Annotated in this window: 15 protein-coding genes; 12 read left to right on the top strand and 3 right to left on the bottom strand. The window is 40.7% G+C overall.

All coding sequences use genetic code 11. From position 1 onward, the window contains the following. Positions 1–8: 8 nt before the first annotated feature. Genes H0W64_05905 through H0W64_05895 form a run of 3 tightly spaced genes read right to left on the bottom strand, consistent with a single transcriptional unit; the run spans position 9 to position 2,589 of the window. Positions 9–866, bottom strand: coding sequence for a protoheme IX farnesyltransferase (locus H0W64_05905; protein MBA3661239.1), 858 nt, complete (start codon positions 864–866; stop codon positions 9–11). After that, on the bottom strand, positions 859–1,854 hold the full coding sequence (locus tag H0W64_05900; protein ID MBA3661238.1) for a COX15/CtaA family protein: 996 nt from the start codon (positions 1,852–1,854) through the stop codon (positions 859–861). The genes H0W64_05905 and H0W64_05900 overlap by 8 nt, the downstream gene beginning before the upstream one ends. Positions 1,855–1,866: 12 nt before the next feature. Continuing rightward, positions 1,867–2,589, bottom strand: a complete 723-nt coding sequence (locus H0W64_05895) for an SURF1 family protein (GenBank protein ID MBA3661237.1) — start codon at positions 2,587–2,589, stop codon at positions 1,867–1,869. 91 nt (positions 2,590–2,680) lie between these two features. Between H0W64_05895 and H0W64_05890 the strand changes: the two genes are divergently transcribed. The 12 genes from H0W64_05890 to H0W64_05835 all read left to right on the top strand — a co-directional run bounded on the left by H0W64_05890 (position 2,681) and on the right by H0W64_05835 (position 13,298). Further along, positions 2,681–2,890, top strand: a complete 210-nt coding sequence (locus H0W64_05890) for a twin transmembrane helix small protein (protein ID MBA3661236.1) — start codon at positions 2,681–2,683, stop codon at positions 2,888–2,890. 12 nt (positions 2,891–2,902) lie between these two features. Further along, entirely contained in the window at positions 2,903–3,085 is a 183-nt protein-coding gene (locus H0W64_05885; GenBank protein ID MBA3661235.1) for a twin-arginine translocase TatA/TatE family subunit, read from the top strand. Then, entirely contained in the window at positions 3,066–3,263 is a 198-nt protein-coding gene (locus tag H0W64_05880) for a twin-arginine translocase TatA/TatE family subunit (GenBank protein MBA3661234.1), read from the top strand. Before H0W64_05885 ends, H0W64_05880 begins: the two co-directional genes overlap by 20 nt. Beyond that, the gene (tatC, locus tag H0W64_05875; GenBank protein MBA3661233.1) at positions 3,226–3,990 is read left to right on the top strand and encodes a twin-arginine translocase subunit TatC; all 765 of its coding nucleotides are present in this window, start codon (positions 3,226–3,228) and stop codon (positions 3,988–3,990) included. Before H0W64_05880 ends, tatC begins: the two co-directional genes overlap by 38 nt. Before the next feature lie 191 nt (positions 3,991–4,181). Continuing rightward, positions 4,182–4,787 (top strand): ubiquinol-cytochrome c reductase iron-sulfur subunit, encoded by a 606-nt coding sequence (gene petA / locus H0W64_05870; GenBank protein ID MBA3661232.1) that lies wholly within the window; start codon positions 4,182–4,184, stop codon positions 4,785–4,787. 36 nt (positions 4,788–4,823) lie between these two features. Beyond that, positions 4,824–6,062 carry a cytochrome b N-terminal domain-containing protein gene (locus tag H0W64_05865; GenBank protein MBA3661231.1) on the top strand — a complete coding sequence of 413 codons (1,239 nt, stop codon included), beginning with the start codon at positions 4,824–4,826 and terminating at the stop codon, positions 6,060–6,062. Beyond that, entirely contained in the window at positions 6,059–6,772 is a 714-nt protein-coding gene (locus H0W64_05860) for a cytochrome c1 (GenBank protein ID MBA3661230.1), read from the top strand. The genes H0W64_05865 and H0W64_05860 overlap by 4 nt, the downstream gene beginning before the upstream one ends. A 76-nt stretch (positions 6,773–6,848) precedes the next feature. Then, the gene (locus tag H0W64_05855; protein MBA3661229.1) at positions 6,849–7,937 is read left to right on the top strand and encodes an FUSC family protein; all 1,089 of its coding nucleotides are present in this window, start codon (positions 6,849–6,851) and stop codon (positions 7,935–7,937) included. After that, complete coding sequence (locus H0W64_05850) at positions 7,937–9,034, top strand: hypothetical protein (GenBank protein ID MBA3661228.1); 1,098 nt, start codon at positions 7,937–7,939, stop codon at positions 9,032–9,034. The genes H0W64_05855 and H0W64_05850 overlap by 1 nt, the downstream gene beginning before the upstream one ends. Before the next feature lie 214 nt (positions 9,035–9,248). After that, entirely contained in the window at positions 9,249–10,328 is a 1,080-nt protein-coding gene (locus H0W64_05845) for a hypothetical protein (protein MBA3661227.1), read from the top strand. Between the two features lie 7 nt (positions 10,329–10,335). Next, the gene (locus tag H0W64_05840; protein ID MBA3661226.1) at positions 10,336–11,949 is read left to right on the top strand and encodes a tetratricopeptide repeat protein; all 1,614 of its coding nucleotides are present in this window, start codon (positions 10,336–10,338) and stop codon (positions 11,947–11,949) included. Between the two features lie 62 nt (positions 11,950–12,011). Then, positions 12,012–13,298 carry a DUF2807 domain-containing protein gene (locus H0W64_05835; protein MBA3661225.1) on the top strand — a complete coding sequence of 429 codons (1,287 nt, stop codon included), beginning with the start codon at positions 12,012–12,014 and terminating at the stop codon, positions 13,296–13,298. Positions 13,299–13,390: the final 92 nt, after the last annotated feature.

Genomic DNA, 13,390 nt, shown 5'->3' with positions numbered 1-13,390 from the left:
AGGCGCTCTCAATTCAAAACTAGATGATGATCTAGTAATAACATGATAAATAATCCAGTTAGATAGACAAGTGAATAATGGAAAGTTCTTAAAGCAGTCAAACTGTTTTCGGCAAATTGTAATTTCAATGCATAAGCTATTAAACCGGCATCAAGGATGACTGCACTTGCCAAATAAATGGGTCCGCTCATACCTATCGCATAAGGCAATAGACTACAGGCAATGGTGAGTAAGCTATAAAAAATAATATTTAATTTAGTAAAAAATATACCATGCGTTACAGGGAGCATGGGAATATTTGCTTTTTTATATTCTTCAAATCGATGTAAACAAAGGGCCCAAAAATGCGCAGGTGTCCAAGTAAATATAATTAATACTAAGAGCCATCCTTCAGCATCAAGCGTACCCGTAACAGCAGTCCATCCTAAAAGCGGTGGCATGGCACCAGCAAGACCGCCAATCACAATGTTTTGTGAAGTTGCCCGTTTTAAATAAAGCGAATAAAAACCAGCATAGCCGACTCCCGCCATCACCGTGAGCAAGGCGGTCACACTATTTACAAAAAAATACAAAATGAGGAAACCAATAACGGCTTGGAGTACAGCAAAAACGGTGGCCGCTTGCAACGAAACTTCGCCGCGAACAAGAGGTCGGCGTTTGGTCCGCTCCATGATGGCATCAATGCGATGATCAATGATGTGGTTAATGGTTGCTGATGCACCCGATATTAAAGCAATACCACAGGTTGCGGCGATCCATAATGACCAAGGCAAGGGATGCGTAGTAGCTAGATACATGCCTGCCCACATGGTGAGTAACATGAGTAAAACAACGCGGGGTTTACATAAAGTTAGATAGTTACGCATGATGCAATGAACCGTAACGATTACTCGTCATAAATGTTGTTTTAACAAGCGCGGTGATAAGCGTCAGAAGCAAAAGGAGCGCTGTGGCATGATGCAACATAGCAATCCAAACAGGACGGAGCCAAAGAATGTTGAAGATGCCTAAAGTTAATTGGACAAGCGTTAAGATCAACAGACTGATTCCTATGATTCGAAAGGCGGGATTTCTAATTAAGAAAAGGCCTAAGCTCAAAAGGTAAGTGCCGGTAATGATTGCACCCATTCGATGTAGCATATGAATAGTGATGAGGTCACTTCCCCATTGTTGCCAATGAAGTGTCGGTAAAAGTTGGTTGTTGCAATAGGGTAAGTCAATGCAAGCAAGTCCCGCATAATGGGAGCTCACCCAACCACCCAATGTGATTTGCATCACAAGGAGTAACAATCCAATCCATAAAAATCCTTTGGCTCGCGTTGATTTTTTTTCAACAAAGCTATCATCTTGAAGGTGAATTTCTAAATATATCCACCATAAAATGCTAAGGATTGAAAGGCCAGTCAGCAAATGGGAGGTAACAATGATGGGTTTTAATTTTGCGGTCACTGTCAATGCACCTAATGCGACTTGAATCCCCAGTAGACCTAACAACGCAAGCGCAATCAGTTTCGATTTTAAATCTTTGGCTTTTCGGTTAAAGAGAATGGTGCCCGCTAGTAGTAATATTAATAATCCTGAGCTACCCGCAAAATAACGATGAACCATTTCGGTCCACGCTTTTTTAGTTTCAACGGGGTGAGCCGGATAAAGCTTGGCTGCATCTTCAATTTGACTTGTTGTATGAGGCGCTGTCATAAAGCCATAACAATTCGGCCAGTCTGGACACGATAAGCCAGCATCCGTTAGGCGGGTGAAAGCGCCCAATAAAATGACAACACATACAACAGTAAAAGTAATAAGTGATAATTTAGTATTTTTTCGATACTTTGTAGAAATAAACCAATGTGCCAACGCCCCGCATCCTCATTCTTTATTTTTTATGCCACGCATGGAGAGGGCAGATAATACCAACAAGGTCAAGGCTAACGCAAACCATTGCAATGCATAGCCACGATGTCGATCCGGTGTAATGGTTACCATTTGCTCAGCTTGAAACGAAGTAACTGAGTCACCTGCAAGAATAACAAAGGGAAAAAAAGTCCTTTGTGTCACGCGGCTAAGTTCAATCAAGTCGACATATTGGATACGTAAAGGCCAATGCACAGCTGACTGTTCCAGCATAGAGCCTAGCGCAAAATAAGCGGGAGGCAAGTTGAGTAACCCTTTTACCGTGGTAAGGGCTTTCGACGTGGTAGGAAGGGTGGGAAGTGTTTGACGAGAACTTCCTCGTGGAATAAAACCCTGATCGACCAAAATAAGTTCAGTGGCATTTTCTGGCTTAAAAGGTACATAAAGTTCATAACCAAGGCGACCCTCATGCGTTTTATTGTCTAGCAAGAGGGGGTGATCGTAATCATAGTGACCCTTGATTTCAACGGGATAAAATCGCAAATCGCCCTGTGCGGGCAAGGTATTTTCATCAAACGGTTTGGCCTGTATACGTCGTTTAAAATCAGCCAGGATAGCTTCTTTCACGTGGGCGCGTTGAAGTTGCCAAAAGCCTAAACCCGTGCAGGTTACAAAGAATAATAAAATTAAAGCAACGCACCAACTGGAGCTCAGGGTGAAGGATTTAGGGGTAGACATTTAAGATGCAATTCTCGCTTTATCTCTCTATACTAGCGCGTGATTTACCGACCACCAACGCGACAACAGCGAGATTGTAAGGGTGATGGCCATGATAATCAAAATAATTATTTGTTTAATGCTGGTTTTCATCTTTTTTTCGTTGGGAAGTGCACTATTTTATTTAGTACGTGATCAGGGATTTTCCGAACGCACCGTTAAAGCGTTGACCTGGCGAATTGGTCTGTCGCTACTATTATTCATATTATTATTTGTCGCATTTGCATTGGGGTGGATTCAACCCCATTCAATTTTAAGGTGAGGAGGGTTGGTTATGGGTATGCGGAATTTCGGTTCATTACTAATTGTTTTTTTACTGATCATGATGGTTTTTGGTACCCATCGTTTGCGCGACATAGGAAATGATTTAGCAGTTGCCATTCGTAATTTCCGTAAAGGCATGCAAGAAGACCCAGAGGTACCCAAAGGGGAAATTGATGAACATAAGCCTCAGTGAAATATTGGTCATCTTATTAGTGGCACTTTTAGTGATTAAGCCCGAGCAGTTGCCAGAAGTTGGGCGATTTGTATTTCAGGCAGTCAGAAAGATTCGTCGTCTATTCTCAGGATTTAAAAAAGAATTAAATGATATAGTGCATGACACAGAGCCAAAACAAAAACACGACCCATCGTAACCCTGAAATAATTCGGTTTTTAACTGAACTGCGCTCGCGTTTAATTAATGCCTGCATTGTTTTGTTACTATTGGCGGCGGTTTTGCTTTATTTTGCCAATGACTTGTATCATTTCCTCGCCCTCCCTTTGTTGCGTTACATTCCCCAAGGCCATCTCATTGCGACCCAAATTGTTTCACCTTTCTTTGTTCCCTTTAAATTAGCATTACTGACTGCGACACTGATCAGCATGCCTTATTTTCTTTATCAAATATGGGCCTTTATTACCCCTGCACTCTATGGTGTCGAACGTCGTTTAGTCGGTCCTTTCTTACTAGCGAGTATCGTATTGTTTTATGCAGGCATCGTATTTTCCTACACAGTCATTTTTCCCATGTTGTTTCATTTTCTTGCGCAAGTTGCTCCAGTCGGTGTTCAGCTAAGTCCCGACATTGGAGAATACCTCGACTTTACGATTAAACTTTTATTAGTCTTTGGCGTCTTATTTGAAATTCCCATGATGATGTGTCTGCTTGTGCTTTTACGAGTGACCACTCGGGAGAAATTGAAAAAGATGCGTCCTTATGCACTCGTAGGCGCCTTTATCATCGGTATGCTCTTTAGCCCACCTGATGTGATTTCCCAAACCATCCTCGCTATCCCTATCTGGCTACTCTACGAACTGGGCTTATTCTTTACCCGATTCGTTAAGCAAGAAGAGCAAGTTCAGGATTCGGAAGTGTTGTAGAAAGCGAACTATTCCGAATGAACTTAACGTCTTATTTACAATCCCAACAGAAAACTTGAATCGTTCCTGCAAAATGGGTATAACTCTACCCCCGATAGCGCGTTAAAAAACGCTAGCTATCTCATTTTTGAATGATTAAACTTACGAACTTTAACTCTCCTAGAACTAAAAAAGTCAAGTAAGGACCAAGCGTGAAGGATGATATAGACCTAAAAAGACGGTGTTTTTTGCGTCGCGCAACGACTGCAGTAGGCGGTATAGGCTTAGCGGCAGCAACCGTTCCGTTTTTTTCTTACTGGATGCCGAGCGCTGATACTGAGGCTGCAGCAGAACCTATCAAGATTGACATTAGTGCTTTAAAACCTAGAGAGCAATTGACGGTGCCTTGGCGTGGTATGCCAATCTGGATTATTTTACGCGATCCAGAAATGATGAATACGTTACCCAAGCTTGATCCAACCTTACGTGATCCGTTGAGCGAACAAGATCAGCAACCTGAATATTGTAAAAACCTTCATCGCTCGATTAAGCCCGATATTTTCGTGGGTATTGGCATTTGCACCCATTTGGGCTGTGTTCCAACGTATCGTCCTGATGTAGCAAGTTTAGCGCCTGATTGGTTAGGTGGATTTTACTGTCCTTGTCACGGTTCCAAATATGATTTAGCTGGGCGTGTATACAAAGATGTCCCCGCTCCTTTAAATCTTAAAATTCCTCGTCACATGTATTTAAGTGAAACCGAAATTACAATTGGTGAAGATAAAGATGGCGTTCAAGGTGCCATTTCAATTAGCTAACCAAAAAAAAGCAAAAGAAGGAGTTGAAAGTAGCCAATGACGCAACATGCAGACGGTAAATCAGGTGAAAATCGCTTACTGCGTTGGTTTTACGAACGCTATCCCTGGCGTGAGTTTTGGACCAAACATTTATCCGAATATTACGCCCCAAAAAATTTTAACTTTTGGTATTATTTCGGTTCTTTTTCTTTGCTCGTCTTTGTCATGCAAATTGTCACAGGCGTTTGGTTGGTCATGGAGTATGTTCCAACCGGAGAAAGTTCCTTTTCTTCCGTTCAGCATATTATGCGAGAAGTGCGTTTTGGCTGGTTACTTAGGTTTATGCATACAACAGGTGCTTCAGCCTTTTTTATTGTTGTTTATCTGCACATGTATCGCGCACTCATCTATGGTTCTTACCAAAAGCCGCGCGAATTAGTCTGGCTCATTGGCATGATGATTTATTTCATGCTGTTAATCGAGGCATTTACCGGCTATGTACTCCCTTGGGGCCAAATGTCATTTTGGGGTGCGGCAGTTATCACCTCCTTTGCGAGTGCCATTCCTTACTTAGGTGAAATCCTCCTCATTTGGTTGCGGGGTGATTATAGTGTTGCAGGCGTAACACTGCATCGATTTTTCTCACTCCACGTTATTGCGATTCCTTTTTTATTAGCTATCTTCATTTTTGTCCATTTGGTTGCGCTGCACCAGGTTGGTTCAAATAATCCTGATGGAATCGATATTAAAAAACATAAAGATAAAAATGGCATCCCTTTAGACGGCATCCCATTTCACCCCTACTATACCGTCAAAGATTTAGTAGGTGTCGTGGTCTTCTTGTTTGTTTTTGCGCTTGTTGTTTTCTTTGCACCAAAGATGGGTGGTTATTTTATTGAACATGATAACTTTATTCCCGCCAATCCTTTGCAAACACCATTAGAAATTGCTCCCGTCTGGTATATGACTCCGTTTTATGCCATGTTGCGCGCCATTCCGAATAAATTTTTTGGCTTAATGACCATGGCAGCCGCCATTGCTATTATGTTCGTCTTGCCCTGGCTTGATCGCAGTCGCGTTCGTTCTATTCGGTATAAAGGTAAATTGTCGAAAATTGCGATTGTTATCTTTGTCATTTGCTTTATTAGCTTAGGCTATTTGGGTGGCGAACCGGTTTCAACAGTACGCACGATCCTTGCTCGGATTTTCACGGCTGGCTACTTCGGTTTCTTTTTGTTAATGCCAATTTATACTTCCATTGAAAAAACTAAACGCGTACCAGAACGGGTGACATGATGAAGACAATGCGATGCCTCATTGCTATTTTACTTTTTCTGGGAAGTGCAACGCTTTGGGCTGAAGAAAGTGCTTTTCCCGGGTTGGTTGTGACAGAGGCTCCTATCAATCGAGCTGACATTGAATCAATCAAACGCGGTGCAAAGTTTTTTTCTACCAATTGCATGAGTTGTCATACGCTCGTTTATTTACGTTATAACAAGTTAGCGGCAGAAGCTGGCATTACGCTGGCTAAAATGCCCATTAACGTTAAAAATTGGCCTTACGGCGTAACGCCACCAGACTTGTCTTTGGAAACTGAAATTCGTGGCCCTGATTGGATTTATACGTATCTCCATAGTTTTTATAAAGATACTACCCGTCCTACCGGCTCGAATAATTTGATGCTCCCTAACACTGCAATGCCTAATATTTTGGCGCCGTATCAAGGCGAGCAAGTCTTAACGACCCATAAACAAAGTCCTGGTATTTTATACGGCGATTTACAATATTATTCCTACCTTGAACTTACTAAACAAGGCTCAATGACCCCTGAACAATATGATGCAGCAATTACAGATGTCGTTAACTTTTTAGCTTATGCCGCAGAACCTTATTATTTAGAACAACATCGTATAGGCTGGTGGGTATTAGGATTTTTAGCCCTTTTATTCCCCTTGATGTTGATGTTAAAACGAGAATATTGGAAAGATGTGAAACGAAGAAAGTAAACGTACTTCGATAAGCGCGTAAATGTATTACGCGCTGCGTTTTTAGGCTACCTCTCACGCTTCCCAGGACTTGGAAATGGAATTCCTCAATAGTAGCCTTGTCATCAAACGTCTTTCATACCTTGCGCTCGTCAGTCTCATCGCGTTATTTTTCTATCTTATATCATCCGCTCATGAAAGTTATTGGATTGTACTTAGTGCATTACTATTAGGGTTTGCCACCCCAGGAGCGACTTTTACCAAGCGGATGGTACTGCTCACCTTAATGGGAAGTGTGATGATCGGCGTTATCGGTATAATAGGCGCGCTATCTCAACTCCCTGTACCTTTTTTTATAACGCTAAGCTTTATATGCTTAACGACTGTAATTATTATTCTCCTTACTATTAAAACGATCCGTTATTTCTACCCTTTTTTTGCTGTTAATTTCACCGTTGTGCTAGCAGCTATATTTCCCGTAGCTTCCTACAATGTAGATGATAGGTTAATTTTTGTAACAGGTGGTGTAGCGATTGCGCTTTTTTTACAAATCATTTTTTTTCGACGCTTCACTCAAGATAAGCTGGGTTTTTACATCATGATGTTGATGCAGCACCTCAATAGGTTAATTCAAGAAATTTTTGCCACTTTATTAAATGAAAGTTATTCAGAAAATGTTTATCTTTTTGAAAAACGTATTCATGCAGAACAACAGCGCGCTCTTTGGTCAGCAAAAAAGGTTTATTACATTGCTTCTCTCTTAGGAAAAAAAGGTGGCGACATACGAGCTCAATCGATCCAAAGAGCTTTGCAATGCATGCAACTCATGTTTGATATGGTACAAGACCTTGCTTTGCTGCGTTTCCGTGTGACAGATCCAGCTGTATTTTCTATCTGTCAGGAAGAATTACGTGCCATCAAACTATCATTTGACATGCTTTTTTCTCAACTTTCTAAGTTTTATGGCGGCAAAAAAAATGTTTTATTAGTCGATACAGCGCGTCTTGAAGCAAGTATCCAACAATTTGAATCTATTTATCTTAGTGTATTACAAGTCACTGCACCCGAACCCGTCGTGATGATGCTGTACTTGACCACGTTAAAAGCTTTGCAAGAACAATTACAGATTTTTATGACTGAAAGCGATGTTTTAAAAAATAATTTACTAAAGAAAGGGATGAGTTGATGCATCGCCTTACTTACTATTATGCATTGCAATACGCATTACGCGTCAGCATTGCAGTCGGTGCTGCATTTCTCTTAACCTATTTTAATTTTTTTGGCGAGCGTGCTTATTGGATCGTAATGAGTGCTTTCCTTGTCGTGCAAGCAAGTCGCATCATGCCAATCACTGCAGCTTTAAGAAGTTTGATTATTATTATTACGGTTTATCTGTGCGGCTATTTTACTTTAATCATTACACATAATTTTTTTGTTGCCTATTTTGTTTTGATGGTTACCTATCTTCTGACCGGTACCGTTGCACTTGTTATGCAGCCCTTGCGCAATAAACTTTTTAACCTGGCACTCATACCGTTATTCATATTTTTGATGATGTTTTTTAATCCCGGTTTTTCAACGATGCGTCTGCAGAGTGATTTATTACAAATATTGATCGGCGGATTGATCGGCGGATTTTGTAGTTGTTTTATTTTTCCCCAATCTCTTTTTCAATCTTTTCGGAATGGCGTGTTGCCTGTTATTGAACGGGGGGCTAACTACCTCAGTGCGATCGAGGGGCAATTAATGCAAGAAGTAGCTGACCGATCGCAACTCATCCAAAGTAGATTGAATTTCATGCATGCTTTGCAGGCTAACCCCGGCCCTTATCCAGAATGGGTTTTTGACATCGGTTTTAATATGGGATTGAGATCTGGCTATCGTTATTTTCTAGTCCACTTAGGGCGTTTGACTGAACTTATTTTCTCAATGAATTATCTGGCTTCTTTTCCCCTTAGCGCAGAACTCTTAGCAAATTTACGGGATCAATTAATTCAGACACTGCAAAAAAATCAAAATTTGTTGGCTACATTAAGGCATTATTTCCAGGAAGGGATACTTCATTCTCCCGAAGGCGATTTTACACAAGACTTGATTGAGCTTGAAAATGAGTTAAAGAAATACTTACCACAAAGTCTTGATTTACTCGACTTGTCTCCTGATTACCTTACCGCAACTGCTGTGGTTCGGGATCTTAAAGATATACGTCATGAACTATTGCAGTTATTATTAACTTTGCCGAATGTACCGGTCAACTCTCCTGTTTTATTGCCGAGCGTATGATAACGAGATTGTAATCATTACTATCTCCGGTTTGCATCACTCAGCAAATTTCAGAATCTTATTGATAATGGCTTGGCATCTTTTCAATTGATGGAGAAAAAATTAAAAGTACACGATTTTTTTATCACGTGATCCATAACTCGGTAGTAAGTTTATCTCGAAAATAGAGTCATCTGTATTATAATATCTCAAACTATAGACCAATGGACATATCATGTTATCAATTTGGGAACGATGGGTTTGGAATGCTAATTCTAATTTCGTTTTGTTCTTTTTATTGTTGCTCTTTTCCCACCTTGTTTATTTAATTTTATTTAGAAATTCCAAAGCTCAAAGTAAAGTTGGTTATATTCCATTAGCTTTATCCATGGTGGCCATTGTTTTTTTTAGTGCATTTAATGTTTCGCACGTGGTGACAAAATTGATCGGCATGGAGATTATTATTATTTGGCTTTATCTCGCCGCTAATTTAATTGAAAATTATTTGAATGAAGACTTATCGTTATCAGATGGTTCTTTAGGACTTGCAACTGGTACTTGGATTTTGGGGACCATTTTTCCTCTAATTCTATTTATTGAGATTGCGCCAACGCTTTATGGTTTTATTCTTTTACAAACTTTGATCGTTATTTTTTTATTAATTATTTTTTTTCCATTAACCCTAAGATGGCTGAAACGTTATTTGAAGGGGCTGGAAGTGTTCGACGCCAATATATTTTTAATTGTTTTAAATATTCAAGCAGTAACTATTTTACTTTTTGACCTTATGCGGGAAAGTATTCCCCTCATCGTGTATCAAAGTATCATTTTATTTGGCTTATTTTGTTATGTCGTTTTATTTTTTGTATTTGTTCGTACGCAAATTATGTCTTCCAAGAATTTAATTAAACAATTCCAGGTGGAATATGTGTTGCTCTATGCTGCGCTCGCTTTATCTGGAATGGCAATGATTAATACCCATAGTTATTCAGAAGCTGTGGTTACCTTGATTTGGGCAATTTCTGCGATATTATTTATTATTATTGAAACCGTGGATATCCTCCGAGTATTCCTTTTACTGAGAAACAGGGGACGTGCGGCTTGGTCTTATCACGTCGCCCAATGGGCGCGGCCTTTTGCGATCGCTGTCATGTATGCATTTAGCTTGGCTTATTATATTCCTTATGCAACGAAACCTTTTATTGGCTATATCGTAAAGTATGGTCAATATATTGTGATTGCTTGTTTTATACTGCAAGCATTGCTTTACTTACAGAATGTTATACAAAAGCCAACGGCTAAGAAAATAAAATGATTTCGCGATGAAAAAAACGCCAGCTATTCATACCATTCAAATTTTACATCAACAAGGTCGATTGGTCGAAGCGCAAACGGGGTATTTGGCTATCCTTACCGAAGATCCTCATCAAGTAACTGCGCTGCATGGATTGGGTTTGCTTTATGCAGAGCAAGGCGATTTAGCACATGCCCAAGAAACATTAGAAAAGGTTGTCGCGCTTACTTCTGATTCTGCGCCTGCTTTGCATTTGGCGAATGTTTTAAAAAGCAGAGGGTTGTTTGAGGAAGCGACGAAGGTACTGCTCAATATTTTAAAATACGACGGTAATTATGCCCCTGCAATGAATAATTTAGGCACAATCAATGCAACCCTGCTCCAATTTCCTGAAGCGGTAAAATGGTATCAACAAGCTATTGATGTAAGATCGGATTATGTTGATGCTTATTATAATTTAGGCTTAGCTTTAACAAAAATGCAGAAGCTTGATCGTGCCAAAGCCGCTTTTGAAGCGGTGCTTGCATTAGAAGAAAAGCACAGTGGTGCACTTTTTCAATCAGGTTGCCTCAGTATGATGCAAAAAAATTACGAGCAAGCCCGTCAATATTTTACCGTTATTGCAGTCCAGCATCCTTTTCATTTTGAAACGCAAGTGAATCTTGCCACAACGTATTTAAAATTAGGTCAATTAAATGAAGCTCACCTAACTTATCAAAAAGCGCATGAGTTAGTGCCCCTTGATTTGCAGGTTATATTTAATTTAGGTGTCATCGCAATGCAACAAGGGCGACTCCCAGAAGCGGTCGAATATTATTTACAATCAATTCAACTGAATCCCGATTTAATTGATGCTCATCATAACCTTGCTTTTGCTTATCTTGCGATGCGTCAAAATGATTTGGCTTTAAAACATTTTCAAGAAGTGAAACGTTTAGATCCGGACAATATCTCAGTGACTCATACCATTCATATTTTGACAAATAATAAAGATATTGTGACATCTCCTCCTGATTACGTGCGCTCTTTGTTTAACTCCTATGCTGATCATTACGATGCTCATTTGCAGCAAGTATTGCATTATCAAGTTCCGGAGCAATTGTTTCATGCCCTTCAAGAAACGAAACTTATTACCAAACCAATCCGTGTTTTGGATTTAGGATCCGGAACGGGTTTATCTGGCGCGCAGTTTAAACCCTTGGCATCCCGTCTCGTTGGGGTTGATATCGCAGAGAATATGCTGGATCTTGCTGCAGAAAAAAAAATATATGATCAGTTAATCCAATCTGACTTGGTTACTTACTTAGCTTCTGAGTCGCTTTCATTTGATCTCGTCGTAGCAGCAGATGTATTGGTCTATTACGGAGATGTCGCTCCTTTCTTCACAGGTGTTGCAAAAGTGCTCTCACAGGGTGGTATTTTTATATTTAATGCTGAAATTGCACAGCAGGTGCAATTTGAAATGCTTCCTTCTGGTCGTTTTGCGCATAGTGAAACTTATTTAGATTACCTAGCAGAGCAACATCATTTTAATATTATTAAAAAACAAATCATCCCCATGAGATTACAAAATAAACAGCTTGTCTCGGGTCATCTATATATATTACAAAAGAGTGCAGGGAACGAGTTAGCTAGCACTTAAAAAAGGGGTATGATAAATTTTTTAAATTCTGCTTGTCTTCCCTATTGTCCAAAAGGATGACCATGAAACGTTTTTTATCGCTGGCCTTGATGTTGGTATGCTTGTTTCAACTTATCAGTTGCGCGGTCCGCCATCAAAATCCCACTTTGACGGGTGATTGGGCCAGAGAAACTTGGCTACAAGGGGGAATTAGCCAAAATACAAAGCTTTGGACACGTGGCGCGGATCGTTGGTTTTTAACCGGTGCGCCAAGTTTAACCGAAATTCATAATCGGGAAGCAGGCTTCAACACAGCCATGAGCACGATGATGGTTAAAGTTCCCAATTTTACAAAAATTAGAGTCAATGGTGATTTCCAAGTCCAATTGTTTGGCACAACTTACGGCCATAATTCCGTTTACGTTTACGGGCCCAATGAAGGCGTGCGTAATACCGTAGTCGACATGCGGGGAGATACGTTGTGTGTTACACAAATACCGAAAGCACCACGGGCGATGCAAAACGTTATTATTCGCATCGGTGTTAAAAATTTAACGCATTTAACACAAGCAGGATGCGGCAAGATTGAAGGGGTGCAAATTCAAAGTTGCGGTCTCTCTATCACTATGACACCGTCGGGATTAGGCAATGTTTACTTATCAGGTAATATGAATGTCAGACGCATCGATAAAGCAGGCGGCGGTTCGATTAGTGTTTTTGGTGCAATGACGCCCCATCTCAATATTCTCACCCAGGGCCGGGGCGTTGTAAGTCTAGCGGGTAATGTGGGTATTTCAAACATCCTCCATCACGGCAATGTTGATATCAACATCATTGGTGCTAATAGTGATTCATTACGTATCTTAGCTGACGGTGGCGGTAAGATTAGTATTAACGGACCTGTTTGTTTGAAAGCTGTGCGTGCAAGCGATGGGGTTTGTGTGTTTGCTGATAATGTTAATAGTTCGTTACTGGCCGTTACGACATCACAACGGGCACGCGTCGGTGTGGCGGGTCGAACGAACAGTCTTATTGTGAATGCTTTTAATATGAGTCATTTCTTTGGACGTAATCTCTGTACGCGCGAAGCTTTTGTCCGTGCTTATGATCAAGCCCATATTAATGTCGCTTCCAACAATAAAATTTTTGCATCCGCCACGCAAACGGGCAGCGTTTATTTCTTCGGCTCACCGAACGCCTTGTCACAATTTGTAAGAGATAATGGCGTCGTGATCCCGATGTGGGGACCCGGTTATGCAACAAGTTGCCTCATCCAGCCAACCGGTGAGATTTACCCCGTCATAGGAAAGTTGAAAACCAAACGGCATCGCGCCGGGAGATCAGTCAATCGACGCTGGGGCGCGGGTTAGAGATTTCTCTGCAGTTTCAAAGGTCCTGGGTTTCGCTGCGCTCCTCCCAGACTACTAATAAGTATGGAGGTAGCTCCTGGGAGGAGCGCAGC

The organism is Gammaproteobacteria bacterium, assembly GCA_013816845.1.
In the GTDB taxonomy this organism is placed as follows: Bacteria; Pseudomonadota; Gammaproteobacteria; order DSM-16500; family DSM-16500; genus Aquicella.
The sequence above is the reverse complement of the archived record's forward strand: the minus strand, read 5'-3'. Positions and strand labels throughout refer to the sequence as shown.

What these genes read in the sequence shown, in the direction of transcription:
- H0W64_05905 (MBA3661239.1), bottom strand. Translation starts at nt 866, where the DNA reads ATGCGTAACTATCTAACTTTATGTAAACCCCGCGTTGTTTTACTCATG.
- H0W64_05895 (MBA3661237.1), bottom strand. Translation starts at nt 2,589, where the DNA reads ATGTCTACCCCTAAATCCTTCACCCTGAGCTCCAGTTGGTGCGTTGCT.
- H0W64_05890 (MBA3661236.1), top strand. Translation starts at nt 2,681, where the DNA reads ATGATAATCAAAATAATTATTTGTTTAATGCTGGTTTTCATCTTTTTT.
- H0W64_05885 (MBA3661235.1), top strand. Translation starts at nt 2,903, where the DNA reads ATGGGTATGCGGAATTTCGGTTCATTACTAATTGTTTTTTTACTGATC.
- H0W64_05880 (MBA3661234.1), top strand. Translation starts at nt 3,066, where the DNA reads ATGAACATAAGCCTCAGTGAAATATTGGTCATCTTATTAGTGGCACTT.
- tatC (MBA3661233.1), top strand. Translation starts at nt 3,226, where the DNA reads ATGACACAGAGCCAAAACAAAAACACGACCCATCGTAACCCTGAAATA.
- H0W64_05865 (MBA3661231.1), top strand. Translation starts at nt 4,824, where the DNA reads ATGACGCAACATGCAGACGGTAAATCAGGTGAAAATCGCTTACTGCGT.
- H0W64_05860 (MBA3661230.1), top strand. Translation starts at nt 6,059, where the DNA reads ATGATGAAGACAATGCGATGCCTCATTGCTATTTTACTTTTTCTGGGA.
- H0W64_05855 (MBA3661229.1), top strand. Translation starts at nt 6,849, where the DNA reads ATGGAATTCCTCAATAGTAGCCTTGTCATCAAACGTCTTTCATACCTT.
- H0W64_05850 (MBA3661228.1), top strand. Translation starts at nt 7,937, where the DNA reads ATGCATCGCCTTACTTACTATTATGCATTGCAATACGCATTACGCGTC.
- H0W64_05845 (MBA3661227.1), top strand. Translation starts at nt 9,249, where the DNA reads ATGTTATCAATTTGGGAACGATGGGTTTGGAATGCTAATTCTAATTTC.
- H0W64_05840 (MBA3661226.1), top strand. Translation starts at nt 10,336, where the DNA reads ATGAAAAAAACGCCAGCTATTCATACCATTCAAATTTTACATCAACAA.
- H0W64_05835 (MBA3661225.1), top strand. Translation starts at nt 12,012, where the DNA reads ATGAAACGTTTTTTATCGCTGGCCTTGATGTTGGTATGCTTGTTTCAA.